At 34.2% G+C, this 19788-nt stretch carries 9 protein-coding genes; 8 read left to right on the top strand and 1 reads right to left on the bottom strand.

What is annotated here, in order from left to right; translation table 11 throughout:
- Positions 1-971: 971 nt before the first annotated feature.
- From ABEG11_RS17225 to ABEG11_RS17205, 5 genes are all read left to right on the top strand, one after another.
- On the top strand, positions 972-4058 hold the full coding sequence (locus ABEG11_RS17225; RefSeq protein ID WP_348825424.1) for a SusC/RagA family TonB-linked outer membrane protein: 3087 nt from the start codon (positions 972-974) through the stop codon (positions 4056-4058).
- A gap of 30 nt (positions 4059-4088) precedes the next feature.
- The gene (locus ABEG11_RS17220) at positions 4089-5627 is read left to right on the top strand and encodes a RagB/SusD family nutrient uptake outer membrane protein (protein WP_348825423.1); all 1539 of its coding nucleotides are present in this window, start codon (positions 4089-4091) and stop codon (positions 5625-5627) included.
- A gap of 297 nt (positions 5628-5924) precedes the next feature.
- A complete protein-coding gene (locus ABEG11_RS17215; RefSeq protein WP_348825422.1) occupies positions 5925-7391 on the top strand; it encodes a glycoside hydrolase family 30 protein in 1467 nt (488 codons plus the stop codon).
- 45 nt (positions 7392-7436) lie between these two features.
- A complete protein-coding gene (locus ABEG11_RS17210; RefSeq protein ID WP_348825421.1) occupies positions 7437-9704 on the top strand; it encodes a glycoside hydrolase family 3 N-terminal domain-containing protein in 2268 nt (755 codons plus the stop codon).
- 175 nt (positions 9705-9879) lie between these two features.
- Positions 9880-10722 carry an endonuclease/exonuclease/phosphatase family protein gene (locus ABEG11_RS17205; RefSeq protein WP_348825420.1) on the top strand — a complete coding sequence of 281 codons (843 nt, stop codon included), beginning with the start codon at positions 9880-9882 and terminating at the stop codon, positions 10720-10722.
- A gap of 212 nt (positions 10723-10934) precedes the next feature.
- On the opposite strand, the gene ABEG11_RS17200 is transcribed toward ABEG11_RS17205, so the two are convergent.
- Positions 10935-13808 (bottom strand): helix-turn-helix and ligand-binding sensor domain-containing protein, encoded by a 2874-nt coding sequence (locus ABEG11_RS17200; RefSeq protein ID WP_348825419.1) that lies wholly within the window; start codon positions 13806-13808, stop codon positions 10935-10937.
- A 324-nt stretch (positions 13809-14132) separates the two neighbouring features.
- On the opposite strand from ABEG11_RS17200, the gene ABEG11_RS17195 reads away from it, so the two are divergent.
- From ABEG11_RS17195 to ABEG11_RS17185, 3 genes are read left to right on the top strand one after another with little or no spacing between them, the layout of a single operon-like run.
- A complete protein-coding gene (locus tag ABEG11_RS17195; RefSeq protein ID WP_348825418.1) occupies positions 14133-17252 on the top strand; it encodes a SusC/RagA family TonB-linked outer membrane protein in 3120 nt (1039 codons plus the stop codon).
- Between the two features lie 13 nt (positions 17253-17265).
- Entirely contained in the window at positions 17266-18774 is a 1509-nt protein-coding gene (locus ABEG11_RS17190; protein ID WP_348825417.1) for a RagB/SusD family nutrient uptake outer membrane protein, read from the top strand.
- A 56-nt stretch (positions 18775-18830) separates the two neighbouring features.
- Positions 18831-19697: a hypothetical protein gene (locus tag ABEG11_RS17185; RefSeq protein ID WP_348825416.1), complete on the top strand. Its 867-nt coding sequence runs from the start codon at positions 18831-18833 to the stop codon at positions 19695-19697.
- Positions 19698-19788 lie beyond the last annotated feature (91 nt).

Genomic DNA, 19788 nt, shown 5'->3' with positions numbered 1-19788 from the left:
TCTGTTGAATTTGACGATATTTTTCTTAAGGCATGCATTGCTGATTTTTTCAGATGCAAAATGTAATCTATTGTAATGCCTTTAATATCGTTATTAGGTCTTTAAATCTATAAATAATTTCTAGTAGTGATACATAGCCTCCTTTATTTTATGCTTATTGATTTATAGTTGTTTTTAAAGATGTTAAATGCTGTATGGAAACCAAATAAGCTTTAATAAAGAAATATTTGGAATGAAATTATATTGTTTCGTAGATTTTTGTGCAGATAAGCTGCTATATAAACCATAATGAATAATTGCTGTTAAGGAGTTTTGGTTGAAGATAAAAGTTTTTCTTTTAAAATCTTTAAAGCTTAGTATTGAAAAAAATATTCGGATGGCTAAATGAAATAGAAGAACCATCTTAAAGATGTGGTAAACAAATTGGTTTCTATATCAGAAATCAAGACGTATTTAATATCATTTATCTTAAAGATTAGTAATGTGAAATAGAATACCGCTTTTTGAGGTCTTTTTTGATTGATATAAATATTTAATTGTGACTTATAATATTTCATAATTGCTTCATTATAGATTTTATATATGCAATAATGATAAGTAATATTATTTTGACGTATGTTATTGAATTTAATGATTTATTGTCATTTGGCAGTAATAAATGAATAAAATGCAATATGAGTATTGGTTTTAACTTAATTAACTGTAATTTTTCATATTATTTATCTTATAAATAATGTTGTGTGGTTTTTTTTGAATTTGTAGGGGTGTTCTATAAAATAACACTTTAATAATAAGTTTAATTTTTATGTAATTATTTGTTTTTTAATATTTTATAATTTTTTTGATGTGTTTTACAATGTGTTTTTTCTTATTTTGATGTGTTTTTGTAAAGTTTTTTGATTGATAAAGTGATTTTTTTTGTCTTATTATTGCTTCAAATTATTAATTATTTAACCAAAATTTTAAGAAAAATGAAATTAACAAAATTGTTTATTTTTTGTGTTTCTTCATTGCTTTTTACAGTTATCATGCAAGCGCAAGACATAACTATAAATGGAAAAGTGAATGATGAAAAAGGAATGCCAATTCCTGGAGCTTCTATTTTAATTAAGGGGACAACGACAGCTACTTCCTCGGATTTTGATGGCAAGTTTGAAATTAAAGCGCCGTCAGATGGCATTTTAACTATTAGTTTTGTTGGATATGGAACGTCAAATGTGCAGATTGATGGCAGAACTCAAATTACAGCTCAACTAAAATCAGAATCACAGAACTTGAATGAGGTAGTAGTTGTGGGATATGGGACTCAGAAAAAGAGTGTTGTAACAGGAGCTATTTCTTCAATTAAGGCAGATCAGATGGCTCATTTATCTGTTGGTAATACAGCACAAGCATTGCAGGGTCAAACTGCAGGAGTTACAGTTTTGCCTCAATCGGGGGCACCAGGAGCAGGTACTAAAATTCGTATTCGTGGTGCGGGGTCAAACGGTAACTCTGATCCAATCTATGTTGTAGACGGAATGCGTGCCAGTAATATAGATTACTTAGATCCAAACGACATTGAAAAAATTGAGATTTTAAAAGATGCGGCTTCAGCAGCTATTTATGGTGCTGATGGAGGTAATGGGGTTGTAATGGTTACTACTAAAAAAGGTAAAGCTGGCTCTATTAATGTGTCATTTAGTACACAATTTGGTTTTCAATCGCTGAGAACTAAATTAGATATGATGGATGCTAATGAATATGTTCATTGGATTAACGAAACTAACCCATCTGGAGCCCACCCGAGTGTTAAAGAATGGTCTGGTAAAAAAGGGACTAATTGGGTAGATGAAGCTGCTGAAGATGCAGCGCCTATGTCGCATACTTCTCTTCAGATTTCTGGCGGGAATGAGGTATCGACTTTTATGCTTTCTGGTAACTTTTTTACACAAGATGGGCTTTTTGGAGGGGATAAAACAAACTTCAATCGTACTACTGTGAGATTTAACTCTAATCACAAAATTAGTAAGTATCTTGAAGCAGGTGAAAATTTCTCTTACTCTGTAAACAAACGTAAGGCTTTCACAGAAGATGACAGTTTTAATGGAATTATGAATCATGCTATGCTGTTGGATCCTACGACTCCTGTTTATTATCCAAATGGAAGTACGTTGCCTGCACATGTACAGAATTATATAGGAGAAAATCGTCCTCTAATAAAGAATGGAAATGGTGAATATTATGGTCTTTCTCAGTATGTTCAGGGCGAAATAGCTAATCCAGTTGGTCAGATTGCTATTGATAATGGTCAAACTGTTGAGACTAAAATTATTGGGAATGTTTATGCCAATATCAAACCTTTTGCCGGTTTTGTTTTTACAACTCGTTATGGTATAGAGCAGCGTTTTACAAATTTTGAGGATTGGAATCCAAAATACTGGTGGAATTCACAAAAACAAACCGATACAAACACGAAGACATTTAACCATTCTGAGTTTAAAACCTGGCTTTGGGAAAATTTTGCAACTTACAGCAAAACAATTGATAAACATGAATTTTCAGGAATGTTGGGGTTATCTGCTCAAGAAAGTGAATCTTCTTATTTGAATACGACTACTACTGGTATGATTAAAGAAGGTGATGATTGGGCACAAGTTGGTGAAACTCCTGTAAAAGGAACTGTTGCTGGAAACAAATATCCAACTGCAATGAATTCTTATTTTGGACGTGTCACTTATTCTTATGATAATAGATATTTGTTTCAGGCTTCTTTGAGAAATGATAATTCTTCACTTTTTGCTCCAGATAAGCGTGCAGGTTATTTTCCAGCGGTATCTGCAGGATGGGTGATTTCAAATGAATCCTTTTGGAAGATTGAAGCTGTAAATCAGTTAAAGTTTAGAGCTTCTTGGGGACAAAATGGTTCAACATCTAATATTAGTGCTGGTCAATGGAACGCACTTGTTACAAAAGATGGTTTAAAATATCCTGATGCACTTGGGAACTATCTTACTGTTGGAGAGTTAAAAGTTTTGCCTAATGAAAATATTACATGGGAAACAACTGAGCAGACGGATTTTGGGTTTGATTTAAGAGCTTTAGATAATAGACTAACATTTGGTTTTGATTATTATAACAAAGTGACTAAAGATTTATTAACACCTTCATCGCCTCCTCCATCTATAGGTTACTTACCTCCATATGCAAATGCTGGAGATGTAACAAATAAAGGAATTGAAATAGAATTAGGATGGAGAGAACAAAAGAAAGATTTCGGTTATGGTATAAACTTTAATTTGACTACTATGAAAAATGAAGTTACCTATTTGAACCCTTTACTTGATAGAGTTAATGGAGCAGATCTTCCAACATTAGGAACTGTTACTGTTTTCGAGTTAGGTCAGCCAGTTTGGTATTTTAGAGGATATAAAACTAATGGTATTTACCAAAATCAAGCACAAGTTGATGCTTATAAAGCAAGTTTAGGACATGTTACAACTTACAGCCCTGCACCTGGAGATCCAATTGTAGTTGATGCAAATGGTGATGGAGATATCAATTCCAGTGACAAAACATACATTGGATCGCCTCATCCAGATTTTATGATTGCCTCTACAATTGATTTAGACTATAAAGGTTTTGATTTTAAATTGTTTTTGCAAGGTGCATTTGGAGGTGAAAACTTTATGGCTTTATCTAGAACTGACCTTTCATACACCAATCGACCATCATTCTTTTACAATGACAGATGGACTGGAGAAGGAAGCACTAATAGTTTTCCTAAAGCTTCTACATCAAATCCGTATACTTATGCAAGTGATTTAATGGTTCAAGATGCTTCGTATGTAAAAATTAAACAAATTCAATTAGGATATAATTTTAAAAGTGATTTGATCAAACAGTTAGGAATGACAAGTTTAAGATTTTATTTATCGTTAGACGATTGGTTTACATTTACTAAGTACAAGGGAATTGACCCAGAGGTTGGAAGTTTCAATAACAACTCTCAAGGGATCGACAGAGGATTGTATCCTACAGCTAGCCGTTTTATGACAGGCCTATCAGCAACATTTTAATTTTACGACAATTACTATAATTACATAACAATGAAAAGAATAATTTATAAATTATCAGTTATTGCAGGCTTAGCTTTGATGTTAACGGCTTGTGACAAAGATTTCTTAGACAAACCAGCTTATGGTCTCATAGATGCAGATGATTATTTTAAAACGGATCAAGATTTAGAGGAAGGTGTTTTTGCCTGTTATGATGCTTTGCAATGGGCTTATGGTACAGACTGGAATTCAATGTTTGTTGTAAGAGCATTTCCTTCTGATGAAACACATGCAGGAGGTGGGGACCAAGCCGATCAGCCTCCATATCAGGAATTGGATAATTTCTCTTATACAGCAGAAAACAAACCAATTGAACATTCATTTCAAGGGATGTATTTTGGCATAATGAGGGCTAATGCGATTATTAATGTTGCAGTGGGCGATACTCCGGTAAGAAAGCATTTGATAGCAGAAGCTAAGGCTTTGAGAGCCTACTGTTATTTTGAATTGGTTTCAATGTGGGGCGGTGTGCCAATAAGATTGAAGCAAACTACAGGAAGTGATTTTGCAATGGCAAAATCAACTCCAGAGGAAGTTTATGCACAAATACATAAGGATTTAGATGAGGCAATTCCAAACCTGCCTAAAAAGAGTGAGTACTCTGCTGCAATGCGCTTTAGAATGTCACAAGGTACGGCTTGGGCACTGAAAGGAAAAGCGTTTTTATATCAAAAAAAGTATGCAGAATCTGCTAAGGCTTTTGATGAAGTAATTAAATCAGCAGAATACGCACTAGTACCAGATTACTCAAAGATATTCTTAAAAGGACAGGAATTTGGTGTAGAATCCTTATTTGAAATTGGTTATAGTGAAACTGGCGGGTATGATTGGGGTAATTTCCAATGGGGTGGAAGCCGTGCTATGGAAAATCAAATTAACTGGCAATTGATGGGACCAAGAGATACTAAATTTGATGGCGGGGAAACTGGACTAGCAGATGGCTGGGGATTTAATTATCCAACTGCTAAATTAGCACAGGCCTTTATTGATGAAGGTGATGTTGTTAGAAGAAAGGCTTCAATATTGTCAGTGGCTGAATTAGAGGCTGGAGGCGGAGAATGGACAGCGGCACCTGGAGAACAATGGGGAATGGATGGCTATTTCAGACTTAAATATGGTACATTAACGGCTGAAACTTCTAAGCCTGGAGCTGGTACACCAGAATTGAATTATGGTACTAACATTAGAGCAATTAGATATGCAGACGTTTTATTAATGGCTGCTGAGGCAAACTTTTTGGCTGGCAATACAGGGGTGGCACAAGGTTATTTAAATTTAGTGCGTGATAGGGTAGACTTGCCGTTTAAAGCTATCAACATGGATGCAATTAAAACTGAGAGAAAATTGGAATTAGCATTTGAGGGTTTCAGATTTCTTGATTTAGTTCGTTGGGGAGATGCTGCAACTGTATTGAAAGACCAAGGGTTTACTAAAAATGGAAACTTTTTCGAAGGTAAACATAACTTGTTTCCAATACCAGATTCAGAAGTTAAGAATAACAAATTAATGGTGCAAAACCCAGGCTGGTAGTTTTTATAATGAGGCTAAAAGCAGTTTTTTTACAATACTGCTTTTAGCTTAATATTATATTGAAGAGTTATTGATGCAAGAAATTCTCAACAATATGATAAAAAACTTAAATGTTATCTATTTATTTTTTTTAAAAAGTATTTTGTTTAGAGTAAATCATATAACATAAAGTTTAATTTGAGTTTTGAGTTAAGTTAGTTAGGTTGTAAATAGCTCATTTTCATTTTGATTATGAGCTATTTTTTAATTAATTTGACAATTTCAAAAGATTTAAATTTTAAAGAACAACGAGGTAAAATGAAAAAAAATGACTTAATTATTCCTTTTGTGTTTTTTTGTTTTTCTTTATCTGCATTTTCACAGCAGAAAAGCCAAAAAGGAAATATTAAATATAGCACATCAAACAAAGAAGTTTTAGTGTATACAACAGCCGAGAATACGCAAAATCGTTTATCCTCTACTGCAAATTTAAAGTTTGAGCCTTCTAAACAGCCTTTAGAAAATGAAATTGCTGTATTTGTTGAGCCTGATATCACCTTTCAGGATTTTATTGGAATCGGAGGGGCGATAACAGACGCAAGTGCCGAAATTTTTGCTCAATTATCTAAAGAAAAACAGCAGGAACTTTTAAATGCTTATTACACTTCAGATAAAGGAATTGGCTATTCAATATTGAGAACAACCATACATAGCTCTGATTTTGCGAGCGGAAGCTATACTTATATAAAAGAAGGTGATAAGGACTTGAAAACATTTTCAATCGATCCAGATCAAAAATACCGTCTTCCAATGATTAAAAAAGCTATAGCCACTGCTGGAGGAAAATTATTGACCTATGCAACACCTTGGTCACCACCTGCATTTATGAAAAACACTAATAATATGCTTAAAGGAGGTTTTTTGCTTCCTGAGTTTTATCAGGAGTGGGCCAGCTATTATGTTAAATTTATTAAAGCTTATGAAAAAGAGGGAGTTCCAATTTGGGGAACTTCAACCCAAAATGAACCTTTAGCAACTCAAACTTGGGAATCGTGTTTATATACTGCTGAAGGTGAAAGGGATTTTATTAAAAATTATTTGGGACCTACACTAAAAAAAGAAGGATTGGGAGATAAAAAAATTGTTATCTGGGATCATAATCGTGATTTGATGTACCATAGGGCTAATGTAATTTATTCCGATCCTGATGCTTCAAGATATGTTTGGGGCTTAGGTTTTCATTGGTATGAAACTTGGACTGGTGCCTCACAAAATTTTGATAATGTAAAGAAAGTTAAAGAAGCATATCCAGATAAAAATTTAATGTTTACCGAAGGCTGCTTAGAAAGATTTGACGCCGCAAAGTATCAATTTTGGGCAAATGCTGAACGGTATGGAATTGCTATGATTACTGATTTTAATAATGGAACTGCAGCCTGGACAGACTGGAATATTTTATTGGACCAGCATGGAGGTCCAAATCATGTTGGCAACTTTTGTTTTGCGCCAATTCATGCCGATACTGCTACTGGAGAATTAATATACACTCCTTCATACTATTATATTGGGCATTTTTCTAAATTCATAAAGCAGAATGCAAAAAGAGTCAGTTCAGCAGTCAGCAGAACGACTTTATCAAGCACTTCTTTCATCAATACTGATGGCAAAGTAGTGACAGTTATTATGAATGCAACAGATAATCCTGTGGACTATAATTTATTTGTGCATGATTCGAAAGCAAAATTGCAGATCCCAGCACATGGTATCCAAACATTAATATATTAAAATAATAAAAATTGAAGGTTTTAGATCTTCTGAAAAGTATTAAAAATGAAAAAGAAAATTTTATTTATTTGCGCTTTGTCTTTTTACAGCGTATCGTGGTCTCAATCATCAAATGCTAAATCAGCTGAAATTAATGCCAAAGTTTCTGAATTAATTTCAAAGATGACCTTGGAGGAGAAAGTAGGGCAAATGACTCAAATTACGGTTACTATATTTGAAAAGCAAGGCTCAAAAGGTGTTTTCGATCTTGAAAAATTAAAAAATGGAATCCAGACACATCATATTGGTTCTATATTGAATGTGCCAAATCCAGGTGCACCAACACTGCAGAAATGGCAGGAAACAATGAGCACAATATCAAGCGAAGCAAATAAAACAAGACTCAAAATTCCTATTCTATATGGTATAGACGCTATACACGGGGCTAGTTATACGACTGGGGCAACATTGTTTCCTCAGCAAATTGGCTTAGCAGCTACATTTAATACTGATCTGGTAAAGCGTGGGGCACAAATTTCAGCTTATGAAACCAGGGCTTCTTCCATTCCTTGGGTATTTTCGCCCGACCTGGATTTTCCTAGAAATCCGGCTTGGTCAAGAATGTGGGAATCTTTTGGGGAGGATGCTTATTTATCATCTCAAATGGCAGTTGCTTTAGTTGATGGTTTTGAAGGCGATAACAATGTAGGTTCAAAATATAGTGTAGCTTCCTGCATGAAACACTACATAGGCTATGGCAGTACGGCAACTGGTAAAGACAGGACTCCCAGCATCATTCCAGAGCGCCTTTTGAGACAATATGATTTAACCATTTATCAGGCGGCTATTAAGGCGGGGGCAAAAAGCGTTATGGTAAGTTCGGGGGAAATTAATGGAACTCCAGTACACGCGAGCAAACATCTCCTGACCGATATTCTTAAAAATGAACTTGGTTTTTCAGGTGTAGTTGTGACCGATTGGAAAGATATTATTTATCTGCATACTCGCCACAAAGTTGCCGAGACTCATAGAGAGGCAGTGCGTATGGCGGTTATGGCCGGAATTGATATGAGCATGGTTCCAGAGGATTATTCATTTTATACTCTTTTGCTGGATTTAGCCCAGAAAGGAGAAGTGCCAATGTCTCGTATAGATGATGCCGTTTCCCGTATTTTAAAAATGAAATTTGAATTGAATTTATTCCAGAATGCTGTTGCTGATTTAAAAGATTATCCCAAATTTGGTTCTGCCGAACATATAGAAGAAGCATATAAAACCGCAGCAGAGTCAATCACTTTGCTTAAGAATGACAAGAATGTTTTGCCGTTAAATAAAAATGAAAAAGTTTTAGTTACAGGCGCAACTGCCAACAGTATGAAATATTTAAACGGAGGCTGGTCTTATACTTGGCAAGGTGAAAATTCAGATACGTATGCAGCAGATAAATTTACCATTTTAGAAGCTTTTCAGAATAAATTAGGCAAAGAAAATGTATTGTATACAAAAGGAGCCGACTTAGAAGCTGAAGATGATGCTGAAATTCAGAAAGCAGTTGATTTAGCAAAGAATGCTTCTAAAATAGTATTATGTCTTGGCGAAAAAAACTACACTGAAACTCCTGGTGATATCAGTGATTTGTATATGAGCAAATCTCAAATTAAGCTGGCATTGGCTTTGGCCAAATTGAACAAACCTATCATTTTGGTTTTAAATGAAGGAAGACCAAGGCTGATTAGCGATTTTGCAGATCTCATGAGCGCAGTTGTACAATGTTATCTTCCAGGAAATGAAGGGGCTAGGGCTTTGGTTGATATTCTTTATGGTGATGTAAATCCAAGCGGAAGATTGCCTTACAATTATCCTAAATATCCAAATTCATTAGAAAAATACAATAGAAAATATACTGAAAGTATTTCTGAAGGGGAACAAAATGACGATGCTAAGTATGAAAAAAGCTATTCACCGCAATTTGAATTTGGTACAGGATTGTCTTATACTACTTTCAAATATTCAAACTTGAAAATTGATAAAACTGAAATTTCAAATTCAGATGATGTGAATGTTTCCGTAACGGTAACTAATACTGGAAACAAAGCTGGCAAAGAAACTGTTTTGTTGTACTTGTCTGATAATTATGCAACGATAACACCTGAATTTAAATCGCTTAAAAGATTTCAAAAAATTAGCTTGGCTCCAAATGAATCAAAAACGGTAACCTTTACTTTGAATCAAAAAGATTTACAGTTTGTAAACAATGATTTAAAATGGGTTTCAGAAAAAGGGACATTCACTATTCGGGTTGCCGATCTAAGCCAAGATTTTTTATTGAAATAAATAAAAACCTGAAATCCTGCAAAGAGAGTATTAATTATCGCTTGATGTTTAGTTAAGCGATAATTATCAGCAGAAAAGGGGATGTTTTCTTTAAGACTTTTTTCAATTTTAGGAGTTCATATCTATAAAATGCATACATTTATTTAGATAAAATAAAATCTCAATAATTGAAAACATGAATAATAAAAATATCGTTTTGGCAATTTGTTTTGGTTTGATAAGTTTTTTTGGAAAAGCCCAAACCTTAAAAATAATGACTTACAATATCCGGCTGGATGTTGAATCTGATGGTGAAAATGCCTGGACACATCGGAAAGATTTTTTTAATGCACAGCTTCAGTTTTATGCTCCGGATATTTTTGGGGTTCAAGAAGCAAAACCAAATCAGGTAACTGACATTGCAACAGCGCTTCCGCAATATGCATATGTCGGTATAGGAAGAGAAGGGGCAGGGAAAGGAGAGTCATCGAATATTTTTTATGCTAAAGAAAAATTTAAGATTATAGAATCTGGCACTTTCTGGCTGTCCGAAACACCTGAGAGTATTTCAATAGGCTGGGATGCGGCTTGTAACAGGGTTTGTACCTACGCTCTTTTAAAAAATAAGCAGACTAATAAACTGATCTGGGTTTTTAATACTCATTTGGATCATGTAGGAGAGCAAGCCAGAACAAAAGGCCTGGAGTTGATTGCATCAAAGATTGAAAAATTAAACAGTAATAAATATCCCGTTATTTTAATGGGTGATTTTAATTCAGAACCCGAAACAGACCGGATAATTGCTTTAAAGAATAAAATGAATGATGCCAGAATGATTTCAAAAGAAAAACCTTTTGGACCGTATGGTACGTTTAATAACTTTAAATACAATGAAGCCACAACACTTTTGATTGATTACATATTTTTATCCAAAGGAGATGCTGTTGCAGTGAATAAGTACGCTGTTTTATCAGATGCTAAAGATTTAAAATATCCATCAGATCACTTTCCTGTTTTAGTAGAAATTAATTTGAAGTAAAAAGTGTGAATGCAACATAGTATGTTTTAACTTGCAAGCTGCTCCTGGAGGATTACAGAAAGATGCTGCAATATCTGACTAGATGATTTGAAAAATCATAACTCTGGGAGAAGTACTGCAAATTACGAATGTTGTTTCTTTACTATAGAACTAAGAATGAATACTTTTAATTTAAGAGGCTGTTTCTGAACTTGAAACAGCCTCTTTTTTGTTTATTTTATGCTCATAAAATAGCCAATCAGATTTTCCTTTTGGTTTAATTCCAGTTTTTTTCTTAATCGGTACCGTGCCAAATCTACTCCTCCTGTTGATATATTCATGAATTCAGCAATTTCTTTGGTAGACATATTCATTAATAAATAAGTAGCCAAATCCATTTCTCTTGGAGTAATAGAGGGGTGTCTTTCCTTTAATTTTTTAAGAAAATCAAAGTGTACATTTTTCAGGTGTTTTTCAAGATCCTTCCAGCTTTTGTCTGTATTGACTTCCTTGACAATGCTTCTGTTGAGTTTGGTAAATTGATTTTTTGTGGCCTCGTCAAATGAGCTTGTGTTTATATCTTTTAGTTTATGAATAATGCCATTTAAAATTTTATTTTTCTTGACAACCTGCAATGTGTTGTTAACCAGTTCTTTGTCTTTGGATAGTAATTTTATTTGCAGTTTTTCGTTTTCCAGTTTTTCAATTTCTTTTTCCAGTTCGTATTGTTCCTGTTTAATTTTAGTTTCTTTTTCTAAATATAATCTCCGCTGTTCTAAGGTTTCGACATATTTGTTTTTCCTGATTTTCATTTTAATATTGAATCTGATATAGTATACAAGCCCAGCAAACAGGGCCATATAAAATAAATAGGCCAACGGATGTCTGTACCAAGGGGGAAGTATTCTGAATTCTGTGGAAGTTACGTCTGATTGGATTTTAAAGCTGTTTCTAGCCCTTACCTTCATTATGTAATTGCCTTCTTTTAAATTGGTATATTCTTTAACAGTACTGCTTGACCATGCGCTCCAATTTTCATCAAAACCTTCCAGCTGATAGGAAAACTCAATATTTTCAAGGTTTTCATAAGAAGGTGAAGAGAATGTAAATTTTACCTGATTCGAGGCATAAGGAAGTTTGTAGGCCTCTTTTCTGTTTTGTTTATTTCCTAAAAGTATAGTGTCCCCAGGAAAAGCAAAGCTTCTGATATTAGCAATAGGCTTAAGTATAGATTTATTTTCGATAGTAGCATCATAGTGTGCCAGTCCGTCAGTTAAGCCTATAAATGTGTTTTTGGAATCAATAGTGTTTATAGACATATAATTGGCAACTAATTTTCCTGTCAAGTTCGAAAATGGGACGATAACATCTTTGTATTTATTATTTCCTGTTTTTATTAATGCTCCCATTGATTCCTTGAAGGTGTACCATATATTTCCATTAGTATCTTCTGTCAGTCTTGTAATTTTTGGAATTGATTTGAATAAATTGGTAATTGCGGCATCCTTTATAAACTTGTCTTGCTTTGCAGAATATGTATAAAAAATATTATTTGATTGAAAAAAAACTTTGTTATTCATCCGCTGAAGACTTCCTGTGCCTGGATTTTCTTTAGAATATTGAGTAAATATTTTAACAGTTTCAGTTTTGCGTAAATCATCGTCTAAATCAATTTGATAGGTATATTGATCTTTTTTCAGCCATAAATAGTCATTGTCAATTTCAAAAGAGTTTGAGGATTTATCGATGCCTTCAATTTTATTCCTGAATTTTATTCCTGAGCTGGTTTTTTCAAAAACAGAAAAACCATTATAATTGACACCTATAAAAAAATTGGGGTGATTGGGTATTGATTTAAAACCATAATATCCTTTTGAATCCAGATTTTTGATGATTTTGCCATTCTCTATGAGCAAAGCTCCCTTGTTGCTGGCGCATATCAATTCTCCATTTATTATTTGAACATTCCATGCCTGGGTAGTAGTTCCTTCAATGAGCTTAAAGGAACCTTCTTTAAAATCGGTATTCCAAGGGTGATAAAAAACACCTTGATTGGTTGCCACATAGAGATTGTTTTTATGAACAACAGATGAGTAAACTGTCCCTAAATTATAGCTAAATCCAAAATAGGTAAGAAAGGAGTTTTCGTTAATATACGCAATCCCATTATCCAGTCCTAGCCATAGATTATTACTATTATCAATAAAAGAAGTAAGGACAGTATTGTTTTGAAGCCCTTTACTGCGGTCAATGTGCTGTAAAATATTTCCTTTTAAGTCGCATACTATTATGCCATCAAGGACTGAGTTAATGACTACATATTTATTTTTATAAAGGATACAGCCTAGTGAGCCATTCTTTTTTATAAATGTGTTGGCTTCAGTGTTCCAAGGAACTGTTTGATTGTTTGCTATTATAAAAAGTCCCCGGTCTAAAGTAGCAGTTAAGATCTTATCCTTTTCTAGTTCAATCATTCCCCAGATTTCCGAATTATTCAATGTATTTAATCCTTTCAGGTAATTGAGTTTGCCATTTTTATATTCTAAAATGCCAGATGAAATATCTTGAATATATAGTTTAGAATTGAAAAAGAAAGAAAATTGAAACCTTTTTGGAGCATTTATAGTTTTTATTTTATTGTTCTTATATATATAGATATGATCGAATGATTGAAAAATAACTTCATCTTTATAAAGATGTATCTTCCATATAAAATCAATTATGCTCAGCGTTTTTTTATCCAATAAGCTGGAAATGGAAAAGTATTCCAGTTTCCCTTTCGAATTGGCTTTGAAATAGCCAAACTCATTGTAACAGCCTACATATATTTTTCCAGATTGATCTACTTTTAAGCACTTAATGGCATCCGAATTCTTGGCTTTATATTTGCTCCATGTGGCGCCATCAAACTGCAGCAGTCCATCATTATTCCCAAAATACAGATTTCCATTTTTATCCTGATCAATATTCCAATTTTGAGTTCCTGCTTTATAATCGGTTCTGCTATAATTCTTGATTTGCGGAAGACCAATTTTTTTTACTTGTCCTAAAAATATTTGAGGCAAGCAAAGTAAAACAATCAGCAGAATATGTCTAGTTAGTTTCATGTTTTTTTTGATTTGATAAAAGTTGTGAATTTCTTAAAAGGTGCTATTACAGTCTTTTAAATAGTTCTTTTTTGTTGAATTTCAGCTAAAGTATTTAAATATTGCCAATTGTAATGATTTTTTTTAATTAATATTTTTTTAAGTAATGTTTTTATTGTTTTAAAATATTGATAATCATTGTTTTGATTTTATTTTGATAATATTTTGTAATACTACTACAACGTTTTTGATGTGATTTTGTAGTGATTCTTAATTCTTGAATTAGAAATTTTAGATATACTATTGCATCAAATAACTAATTAATTAACCAAAATAATCAGAAAAATGAAATTATTAAAAGCATTTGTTTTTTGTATTTTATCGATCTTATTTTCAGCTTATGCGCATGCACAGGATGTATCCATAAGCGGAAAAGTGACAGACGAGACGGGGTTGCCAATTCCAGGGGCAACTATATTATTAAAAGGAACTTCAACATCGGTCGGCAGTGATTTTGATGGTAAGTTTCAAATTAATGCACCAAAAAATGGTAATTTAATCATCAGTTTTGTTGGCTATAAAACTGTGGATACTGCCATTAATGGACAAAATTCAGTAAATGTGAAATTGTATCCTGCCACACAGGACTTAAATGAGGTTGTGGTAGTTGGATATGGAACACAAAAGAAAAGTGTTGTTACAGGGGCGATCTCTAGTGTACGAGCTAAAGAACTGGAAAAAATTCCGAATGGACGTATTGAGCAAGCATTACAAGGTAGAGCAGCAGGTGTTACAATTGCTGCAAGTTCTGGTCAGCCAGGTTCTGCATCTACTGTACGTATTAGAGGTATAACTACTTTTGGTGAAGGAGGAAATGATCCACTTTGGGTTGTTGATGGCGTAGTTGTAAATTCTGGTGGTATTGGGTATCTTAATCAATCGGATATTGAGTCTATGGAGGTTCTTAAAGATGCGGCCTCAGCTGCCATTTATGGTACCCGTGCTGCAACAGGTGTAATCTTAGTAACAACTAAAAAAGGTAAATCTGGTAAAATTACAGTTAATTATAATGGATTTGCCGGTTCTTCGGCACCTGCAAAAACTTTAAATTTACTTAATGCAACTCAATATGCAACTTTATTAAATGAAAAGTCAGTTGCAGGCGGTGGTGCATTAATCTTTTCAGACCCGGCAGCATTAGGCAGCGGAACTGATTGGCAAGATGCAATTTTTAATAAAAATGCCCTTCGTTATTCTCACGAATTGAGTATTAGTGGAGGAAGTGATGTTTCCAATTTTTATGCCTCTTTTGGCGTTCAAAATCAAGATGGGATAGTGTTGTCAGAAATCTCGAATTATGATAAAAAGAGTTTCCGTTTAAATTCGACTCATAAAATCTCAAAAATATTCACTTTCGGACAGACTTTTGGTTTTACAAGGCAAAAGAATGTTGGTATTGGTAATACTAATAGCGAATTTGGAGGTCCATTAAGTTCTGCAATTAATTTAGACCCTACAACTCCGATTATTGAAACAGATCCTGTTTTGGCTAATTCAGCACCATACAGCACGAATCCTGTAGTTAGAGATGCAAACGGGAATCCTTACGGAATTTCTACTTTAGTGGGTCAAGAGATGACCAATCCATTGGCTTATACTCAAACTAGACTGGGCGGTTACGGCTGGTCTGATGATTTAGTTGGAAATGCTTATTTCGAAGCTGCTATAACAAAACATTTCAAATTCAGAACAATATTTGGAGGTAAATTGGCTTATTGGGGAAGTCAGGGATTTACCCCTGTTTTCTATCTAAGTGCCACTTCAAGTAACCTTAAAAACAATTATAGCCAAAGTGAAAACAGCAGTTTCGATTGGAATGTTGAAAATATAGCTACTTATACTAATTCTTTTGGTGATCACAATTTAACAGTGTTATTAGGTCAAGGTGCTTATGTAAGTAACATTGGAGGTGGTTCAGGTTCTGTAATATATGATTTGCCTATTACTAGTTATCAGGACGCTTCTTTTAATTTTGATATATCACAGGAAAATAGAGATAGTTGGACTTATGATTCTACTGAACATAAATTAACTTCTTTGTTTTCACGTGTTAATTATGATTTTAAAGAAAAATATTTAGTAACTGGAATTATTCGCCGTGATGGATCATCCCGTTTCGGTGCAAATCATAAATATGGTGTTTTTCCTTCTTTTAATTTAGGATGGGTAGTTTCAAAAGAAGAATTTTGGAAAGAAAATGATGTAATTAATACTTTAAAAATTAGAGGAGGATATGGAGTAGTTGGTAACGATGCTTTTCCTGGAAATCCTGATTTTAAATATCTTTCGTTAGTAAACGGTGGTTACAATTATTCTTTTGGGAATACGGGTTCAATAAAAACAGGATATGCTAACCTCACTTTAGATAACCCAGATTTGAGCTGGGAAGAAACCTCTCAAGCAAATATAGGGTTTGAATCAACATTATTCAATACTTTGAGCCTTACTGTAGATGTGTACAATAAAAAAACTACTGGTATTTTACGCCCTATAACTATACCTGGTTATGTTGGAGTTACCGAAAATCCGGCTGGAAACGTTGCGGATATGGAAAATAGAGGATTAGAGGTTGAACTAGGGTATAAGAAACAATTTGGAGATTTTAATTTTTCTGCTAATGCCAACTTTGCCTATCTTGAGAATGAAGTTACTTATGTAGCTAGTGATTCAAATTATCTACAAGGAGACGCTTCTTTCCAGTCGATGGGGGCTGTAACAAGAACACAAGTTGGTCAGTCATATAATTCATTTTATGGACTAAAAACAGCAGGAATTTTTCAAAATGAGGCTGAAATAGCAGCTTATAAAAATGCTGCAGGTGGTTTAATCCAACCAAATGCCCGACCTGGAGATTTCCGTTGGGTAGATACTGATGGTAATGGTTCAATTAATGACGATGACAAACAGTTTTTAGGAAGTAATATCCCAAAATATACATTTGGATTTACATTGAACTTAGATTATAAAAACTTTGATTTGATGGCATTTGCTCAAGGTGCAGCAGGGAATAAAATTTTCCAGGGATTACGCAGATTAGATGTTAATAATGCTAATTACCAAACTGAGGCTTTGGGCCGTTGGACGGGAGAAGGAACCTCAGATAATTATCCAAGGCTTACTTCTAATGACACAAACGGAAACTTTGGCAAAATGTCTGATTTCTACTTGGAAAATGGGGATTATTTACGTTTGAAAGTTGTTCAGTTTGGTTATTCATTACCAACAAATGTAATATCACAAATTGGAGCCAGCAAAGTTCGCTTTTACGTAACAGGAGAGAACTTGTTTACTATCACAAAATACACTGGATATGATCCAGAAATTGGCGGAGGTGTATTTGGAATAGACAAAGGAGTTTATCCACAAGCAAGAACATTTATGTTTGGAGCGAATCTACAATTTTAAAAATTAAAGAATTATGAAAACGATAAAATATAAATACTTTCTTATAGCAATAACAATTATTTCTTTAGGATCCTGTTCTGAAGAGTTTGTAGATTTAACACCAAAAGGAGTATTCCTTTCAGAGAATTATTACTCAAATGAAACTCAGGCAACAGCTGCACTTGTGGGGGTTTATGATCCTATTAGAAAAAATTCTGGAGGTTTTGAAAATATGATTGCAATGATGAATGCAGGTTCTGATGATTTTTATGCTGGTGGCGGAGGATCTACAGACGGACAAGGAATTCAAGACTTCTCTACCCATTCACTCACATCAATAAGTATTCCAGGGAGTTTTTGGAATGACCATTATCAGGGGATCTTTAGAGCTAATACGTTACTAGTAAAATTACCAGATGTTGATATGTCTGATGCTTTAAAATCTAGATTTGCTGCTGAATCAAAAACTTTGCGTGCGATTTACTATTTCAATTTGGTGCGTATGTTTAAAAACATTCCATTATTGCTAGAGCCTTTGACTGCAACTACTATGTATGATGTTGAACAAACAACGCCTGAAGCAGTCTATGCTCAAATTGAAAAAGATTTAATAGAAGCAATTCCTGCTTTGCCAGCATCAGTTCCAGCAGCTACAGAATCTGGACGCCTTACAAAAGTGGCCGCTCAAGCTATGCTTGGGAAAGTATATTTATTTGAAGGTAAAAAAACGGAAGCAGCAGCTGTTTTGGCCCAAGTAAATGGTACACCAGGAGAAACAAATCAATACGGAAACAAATTATTGACAAACTTTAATGATTTATGGGTAGTTGCAAATAAGTTCAACCCAGAATCACTTATCGAAGTATCTCACACAAGTGCAGGAAATTCTGATTGGGGATTTTGGGGTTCAGGAAGAGACGAAGGAAATACGCTGAATGTAATGGTAGGACCTAGAAGTTACTCCAAATCTGCTAATTCATCGGCCCCTGACCTGCCATCTGGATGGAGTTTCAATGTTGCAACACAAAATTTATATGATGCAATTAAATCCGACCCAAGATTTGGAGCTACAATTTTAGATATTAAGGCATTGAAAGCTGCCGGTGAAGCGGACTATATTGGAGGATACCAAGATACAGGTTATTTCTTGAATAAATTTCTTCCTCGCAAAACAGATGTTCGTACAGGCGGAGGTGCAGCTGAATTAAATTATAAGCAAAATACTTATATTATTAGACTAGCTGATACTTACTTGATGGAAGCAGAAGCATTAGGTTCAGGAGCAAGAGCGCAAGCATTGTTAGATGCCGTTAGAGAAAGAGTTGGTCTGCCTTCAGTTCCGGTTACGCTTCAGGCTATCAAAAATGAAAGAAGAATGGAATTTGCGGGTGAAGGACTTAGATTCTTCGACTTAGTAAGATGGGGAGATGCCGCTACTGTGTTAGCTAATAGAGGCTTCAATGCAGGTGTTGATGAAATTTTCCCTATTCCAACTCGAGAATTGCAAGGAACTAAATTGAAACAAAACCCAGGCTATAATTAATTTTAGAGCTATATCAGGTTAAAATCCAAATTATTAATACTAAAAAAACATATATTATGAATATAAAAATAGTATTGAATAGATACATTTATCTAATGCTGTCTATTATAACATTAAGTTCGTTAGGAAGCTGTCAATCTGATGAGGTCGATAACGGATTATCAGATTCAAGTGTCGATCCTTCTTTTACTGTGACTGCAGTTGAAGGTTCAGCGAACAGATTTATACTAACAGCTCAAACAAAGAATGTATTAGGATCCAAATGGGATCTGGGAGATGGGGCAGGAATGTATTTCGGCAAGATGACTGAAACCATTTTTCTTCCAGATGCTGGAACTTATACTATTACACATGCATCTATTGGCAGAGGAGGAATTATAAATACTGCATCTCAAGAGATCGTTGTAAATACACCTGATCCAGTGGCTGGAAATATTCTTAAAGGAGGAAAATTAGTTGATGCCAATGATTGGTCTAAATGGACAATTACACATCCAGCCTCAAGTGCCAGCATTGCTTTTGCAAGTGGTTCAGCTACTTTGACTGCTAGCGGTTGGGCTGGTAATGGAATTTACCAGGCAGTTAATGTAGTAGCAGGAAAAAAATATGTAATCGATATGGTTACCTCATCAACTACAGGATGCAGTAATACATGGTTCGAAGTGTATTGCGGTTATACTGAACCAGTGCTCGGTTCTGATTATTCTGAGGGCGGAAAATTAAGAGCCTTAAGTACTTGGGATGGTTGTGCTACAGCAAAATTTTCTGGAAAGATTTCTGTAGTGGGATGTAAGCCAGAAAACAATTTAGGAATATTCACCGCGACCAAGACTGGAACGGCTTATCTAGTAATAAGAGGAGGCGGTGAAGATATGAAGGCTGGAATCAAGATTCAAAATATTGAAATGAGACCGTCTTTGTAAATGTTTTTTATGAATAAATAATAAAGTTAGTTTAAGTTTGAGTTGGTAGAATGGCCCATTCTCTATTGATTATGGGCCATTTTTTAAATAA

It is taken from the genome of Flavobacterium aestuarii, from assembly GCF_040049115.1.
GTDB classification, from domain to species: domain Bacteria; phylum Bacteroidota; class Bacteroidia; order Flavobacteriales; family Flavobacteriaceae; genus Flavobacterium; species Flavobacterium aestuarii.
The sequence above is the reverse complement of the archived record's forward strand: the minus strand, read 5'-3'. Positions and strand labels throughout refer to the sequence as shown.